Annotated in this window: 5 protein-coding genes; 3 read left to right on the top strand and 2 right to left on the bottom strand. The window is 45.5% G+C overall.

What is annotated here, in order from left to right; genetic code table 11:
* Nucleotides 1-164: 164 nt before the first annotated feature.
* Nucleotides 165-911: a hypothetical protein gene (locus BZG80_RS15455; RefSeq protein ID WP_077679754.1), complete on the top strand. Its 747-nt coding sequence runs from the start codon at nucleotides 165-167 to the stop codon at nucleotides 909-911.
* A gap of 295 nt (nucleotides 912-1,206) precedes the next feature.
* Here BZG80_RS15455 and BZG80_RS15450 read toward each other — a convergent pair whose 3' ends face one another.
* Both BZG80_RS15450 and BZG80_RS15445 read right to left on the bottom strand, forming a co-directional pair.
* The gene (locus BZG80_RS15450) at nucleotides 1,207-2,253 is read right to left on the bottom strand and encodes an IS91 family transposase (protein ID WP_077679753.1); all 1,047 of its coding nucleotides are present in this window, start codon (nucleotides 2,251-2,253) and stop codon (nucleotides 1,207-1,209) included.
* The gene (locus BZG80_RS15445) at nucleotides 2,250-3,131 is read right to left on the bottom strand and encodes a tyrosine-type recombinase/integrase (protein ID WP_077677775.1); all 882 of its coding nucleotides are present in this window, start codon (nucleotides 3,129-3,131) and stop codon (nucleotides 2,250-2,252) included. The genes BZG80_RS15450 and BZG80_RS15445 overlap by 4 nt, the downstream gene beginning before the upstream one ends.
* A 225-nt stretch (nucleotides 3,132-3,356) precedes the next feature.
* On the opposite strand from BZG80_RS15445, the gene BZG80_RS15820 reads away from it, so the two are divergent.
* Both BZG80_RS15820 and BZG80_RS15435 read left to right on the top strand, forming a co-directional pair.
* A complete protein-coding gene (locus BZG80_RS15820) occupies nucleotides 3,357-3,917 on the top strand; it encodes a hypothetical protein (RefSeq protein WP_108744130.1) in 561 nt (186 codons plus the stop codon).
* Nucleotides 3,918-3,999: 82 nt separating this feature from the next.
* Complete coding sequence (locus tag BZG80_RS15435) at nucleotides 4,000-4,695, top strand: DUF2971 domain-containing protein (protein ID WP_077679752.1); 696 nt, start codon at nucleotides 4,000-4,002, stop codon at nucleotides 4,693-4,695.
* Nucleotides 4,696-4,889: the final 194 nt, after the last annotated feature.

Raw genomic sequence — 4,889 nt, 5'->3', positions numbered from 1 at the left:
CCTTGGCCGGGATAGGCGGCATGCACACTTTCGCAGGCAAAGTGATTGCTTCAAGCGTTAAAAATGTGTTTAATTATAAGTAGTTAGTTAAAAAATGACGCGTATAACGGTTTTGACAAATCGAGCACGCGCACTAATACAATGTTATACGACAGGAGCAATAATTGAGCTACGAACAGATTGCTGAAAAATACGATTCTTTATTGAGGAGTATGGCTGACAGCGGATTAATGCAGCGTGTTATCAATAATTCATTTAAGCGTGAATTCGAGATCTTAAATGAATATGAGTCAAAAAACTCGCCATGTGACATTATTAGTCATGATGCTTTTGGCTTGCATGATATTAATACTGGAAAAATTAAGAAGTATGCTTTCAGAAGAACATCCGTAGCAGAGCTCAAGCATCTAACTCTCTGGAACAAGAACAGTCAATATTGCTGGTTAATTGAGCATATGTATGAAGAGTTTGAGCGCTTCATATTTGATGCCCATGAACTCTTATTGGGGGAGTCAATACCGAAGCCAAACTTAAGAAGTACGCTTTCGTTTTTCAGTTCAAAATATCCAGAGGTAAAGAAGCTCGAATCAAAGAATGCATTCGGAATTCACCTTAAAATTGCGGTCTTAATGATAGAAAAGCTGAGACACAAAATCGTTCATGCTCAGGGGTATGTTAACAATCTTGAACAGTTTGTTGAAAAAGTCATATCTGACTCAGGGGTTAACAACAATAAAGCAGAGCACAGAGAATTTATTAAGCAATTTGTACTAGACGGTAGAGTCTATTTGCTTGAGAGACCAATAAATGATGATGCTTTTTTGCCCAGACATATTGATGTATATACACACATGATCAGTTATTTAGCTGGTTATGCAGGGTTAGTAAAAAGTGCCGTGGAGCCTCAATAAGTCGTATAACAAATAAGAATAAGTGTCGCGCAGCCGACACTTCATTTAACAAATAAGAATAAGTGTCGCGCAGCCGACACATTTGGGTGTTGAACAAGCCCGTTGCTTTATTAAGTAAATAGCTCGAATGCGCATAGGTAGGCGCTGCGTCTGGCACTTTTTTCAGTGCGAGCGCAGCCAAGAAGTGAGCAGATAAGACATCACTTCAATACGTTACGTTAACGATGTGGTTTTTGTCGGTTTGCTCTCCTGTGTTTAAGTGAACGCCATTCTCCTTATTCTATTCGCCTTTCGGCTACCTCGGTCGTGTCACGCCCACGCAGACCATGAGCCGCTCCCCGCATGTAGGACAACATCGTGTCGTATGCTGCTCAGGGGCCGTCTCAACGGGCAAGGTATGGTGTGCCATGTGAAGCAATATACGTTGAATATGGTATCGCTTGTGTTTGGCGCTGCCATGCAATAAGCCATAGTCACGCACGCGTTGTAGCCCTTTGGGTAAGACATGCTGAAGTATTAACATCAGGAACTGATTGGTAGGCAACGAGCGAGTCGCCGATTGATTTGTCTGGCTGTCGGTGTACCGGAAGGTCACCTGATGGTCACTGATGTCGATGATATCTTTGTCGGGCAAAACGCCGCGATACAAGTAGCGTGATAGATATTTTAACGCGGGTAGACCGCGGCCGACTGCACGGCAATCCACCACCCATGTCTTCGGCACAGAAAGGGGCAGTGAGAGCACGGGGTGTGCGTTAATGGCGGCGAGCACCCTTGCCCGCCAGACGGAGGCCAATGCTGCGTGCGGATAAAGATACTGTTTATTACCCTTGTGCCATTGCTTACGTGTTGGGTGGTAAAAGCCAGCGGGCACAATCGCATGCAAGTGTGGATGCATATCCCGTCGTCGGTTATGCGTGTGTAGTACCAGCGTAAAGCCACTGTCTGCGCCATGTTTACGCTGAGCGAAGTCTTTCAGGACTGACGCGGCGACAGAGAACATCAATGCATACAAGCTTTTTGCTTGCATATGAGCCAAGTGACGCAACGTCGCAGGTAAGGTGAAGGTCACCATAAAATACGTGGTTGGCAACAACTTGGTGGTTTGCCTTTCTAGCCATTGTACTGTGTTGGGATGTTGGCATTGGGGGCAATGGCGATGGCCACAAGAGAGCGGCGTTCGCTCGTCATAGTGACAGCCCTGACAAGCCCATTGAGATTGCCCCAATGCGCCTGTCCGGCAACGGGTCATCGCGGAGATGGCCCGAGCGATATCAGGCGTCATCGAATGAGTCGGCATCGTCTCGGTATGTTGTTGCAACAGTTGAATAAACGTACTCATGTTGCCTCCCACAGAATCGTGAGTCCGGATGCGAGTCGATTTACTGCCTGATGAAGCTGGGCGTGTTTGACGTCGGTGAGTTGCGTATAACGTGCCGTTGTCGTGAGACTGGCATGCCCCAAAAGGCGTTGCAGAGAGCGTAAATCCAGGCCTTGTTCGAGTAAATGCGTCGCATAGCAATGACGTAATGAATGGGGACTGATGGTCTTGTGAATACCGGCATCACGACAGACCTGCTTCATGGCTTTCTGCACGCCACCGCGGTCCATTGGGCCATCATTCCCGACACCGGGAAAGAGCAAGGTTGGATGGCGATGGGTGCGCCAGTATTGGCGCAACACAGAGAGGGTGTTATCCGGGAGCGGCACGAGTCGGTCTTTACCACCTTTGGCATGACGCACATGTACTTGATGGTTAGCGCTATCGATATCGCTCACTGTCAGCTGCAGTCCTTCTCCTAATCGCAGCCCCAGACAATAAAGGGTATAGAAAAAGCGTTGGTAGCGAGGTTGTCGGGTGAGAGTGATGAGTAAGCCGACTTCGTTGGGGGTTAAAATATCAGGCAGGGGCTTCACTTGCGGAGGCTTGACGATATCGAGCCATTGCCACTGTTTATTGAGGGTATAGCGATAGAAAAACTGCAAGCCATTGCGGTCGAGCTTAACCGTACTCCAAGAGTGAGAAGCGATAAGGCGCACAAAGTAGGTTTTGAGTTGTTGCTGGGAGAGATTGTCAGGGGGAGAATCGAAGAATGCGGCGATACGTCGAACGGCACGGGCATAAGCATCAATGGTAGCGGGGCGTTTGCCTTGAAGCGTTAAATTATCAAGGTGCTGTTGATAAAGGGCATCGAAGTGCCGTTGTTGTAGAGGGGTCATGGTGTTTCTCCTGTTTACTGCTGATTGGCAGAGTAGGAAGAAACATAGGCGGTAAGGCGACATTCTGCCGCATAGCGGCTTCGTTCAACAATAAATTTAAGAGTGATTCACAACGCTCGGCGCTTTCACTTCAAGGCAGTTTAGTGTTTATGGCACAATGGTTTAGCTAAGGTGTTAGCGTTGTTCACACCTTAATTTGGCGTTATGCACCAACAGGGGTAGCTCATGGAACCTGACAGAATCTACTTCAAGGATAACCCTTGGCCAGAGGGGCATCCAATTAAGACGTTCTTATGGTCGGCGAAAGAGGTGGATGGGGATGTATGGTTCGATTTGCATCTTGAGTCGGCTGATTACTACTCAGAGCGCGACATAGAAGATGGTGAGGATTTCGACTACCCATCTGATTGGGCTGCACCGATCGTCTGGGGAAATTATCACTCATGCACGCTATCTTCCAACTATTGGCATGATGGTGGGTTCAAGGTATGTGCCGTCACAGATTACACACCGGAGTTCCTGGACGGTTTCGAGTTGGTAGTGGACCCGAACCCCGAAACCATAGAAGATTGGGATGATCTCGCATTTCACATATACCTGCTGGGCCATGATGCCGTCGGCAAGCACAGGATCAGGTTTGAGCGAGTCGGTAATTCCATGCAGTTCAAGGTTACGTGGTTGGGTGCGATCGCTCAGGCATATGTGGGAGACTACGAGTTCAAACACGAGTTTTCTGCTTTGGTGGCCGCATCGGACTTTCCAGCTCTACCCAACAAGAGAGCATAACAAATTGCTGCACTCGGAAAAATTACTCGCTGCGCTCCAAATTTTCCGGTGAGCAAAGCGTTATAAATCTAAGGAAGTATCGGTGAATTTATATAAGTTTCAGTCGGTTAATGATTATTCAATGTCTGCTTTATCAGAACTAAGCTTATACTTTGCTAAAACTGAACAATTGAACGATCCTACCGAAAATATGTTCCGCTTGCTCGACCCTAATGAACATGACAAATACTCTCCGGATGTATCCATGCTAGAAAATATGGGTATTCTCTCGATGGCTTTTGGCGACCCATCAAAGGTAGAAGAATCTCCTTTTATGTGGGCTCATTACGGAAACGAGTTAAAAGGTTTCTGCCTGGTTTTTGACTTTGAATCATTCAACAAGAGTATGGAAGACTCGTTAGTTAAAGCTGGACCAATTAAATATGTAAACTTTCCTCATCTATTAGCAGGAGAAAACCTTATCAATGAAGGAAGTGGACTTGAGGAGGTTGCAGGAGTTGATTTTAAAAAACACAATCTTGATCGTATCTATGAGGCTTGTTTTTTTGACAAACCGGCAGAGTTTCAGTGTGAAATGGAGTATAGGTTTCTTTCCTCAAATAATGGGTTAAGAAAATATCCGCCTAATGCGTTGGTTAGCGTAATAATTGGCGAAAGAATGAGTGATAAGGATAAGGAAAGACTTGTTACAAATCTAAYCACGTTGGGATTTGCAAACAAACTGAAACTTGCAAAGACTAACGAAAATAGTTTTAAAGTTCACATTACACAGTTGTAATCAGATTTATAACAAGACGAATCAATTGACAAAATAATTGTCACGAATTTTGGTTCCCAAAATGTCGCGCCAACTATTTTGCAACTGTTCTTTGCGTTAGCTTGCGATGGCAATTATTAGTAGTTAATATTTGAGGATGTTGGCGTCAAAATTAGCATCAATTTTATGAATAACATTAATATGAATTATAAGTG

Origin of the sequence: Salinivibrio sp. MA440 (genome assembly GCF_001996265.1) — a bacterium.
Taxonomy (GTDB): Bacteria; Pseudomonadota; Gammaproteobacteria; order Enterobacterales; family Vibrionaceae; genus Salinivibrio; species Salinivibrio costicola.
This window is presented reverse-complemented; position numbering and strand designations above follow the sequence as displayed.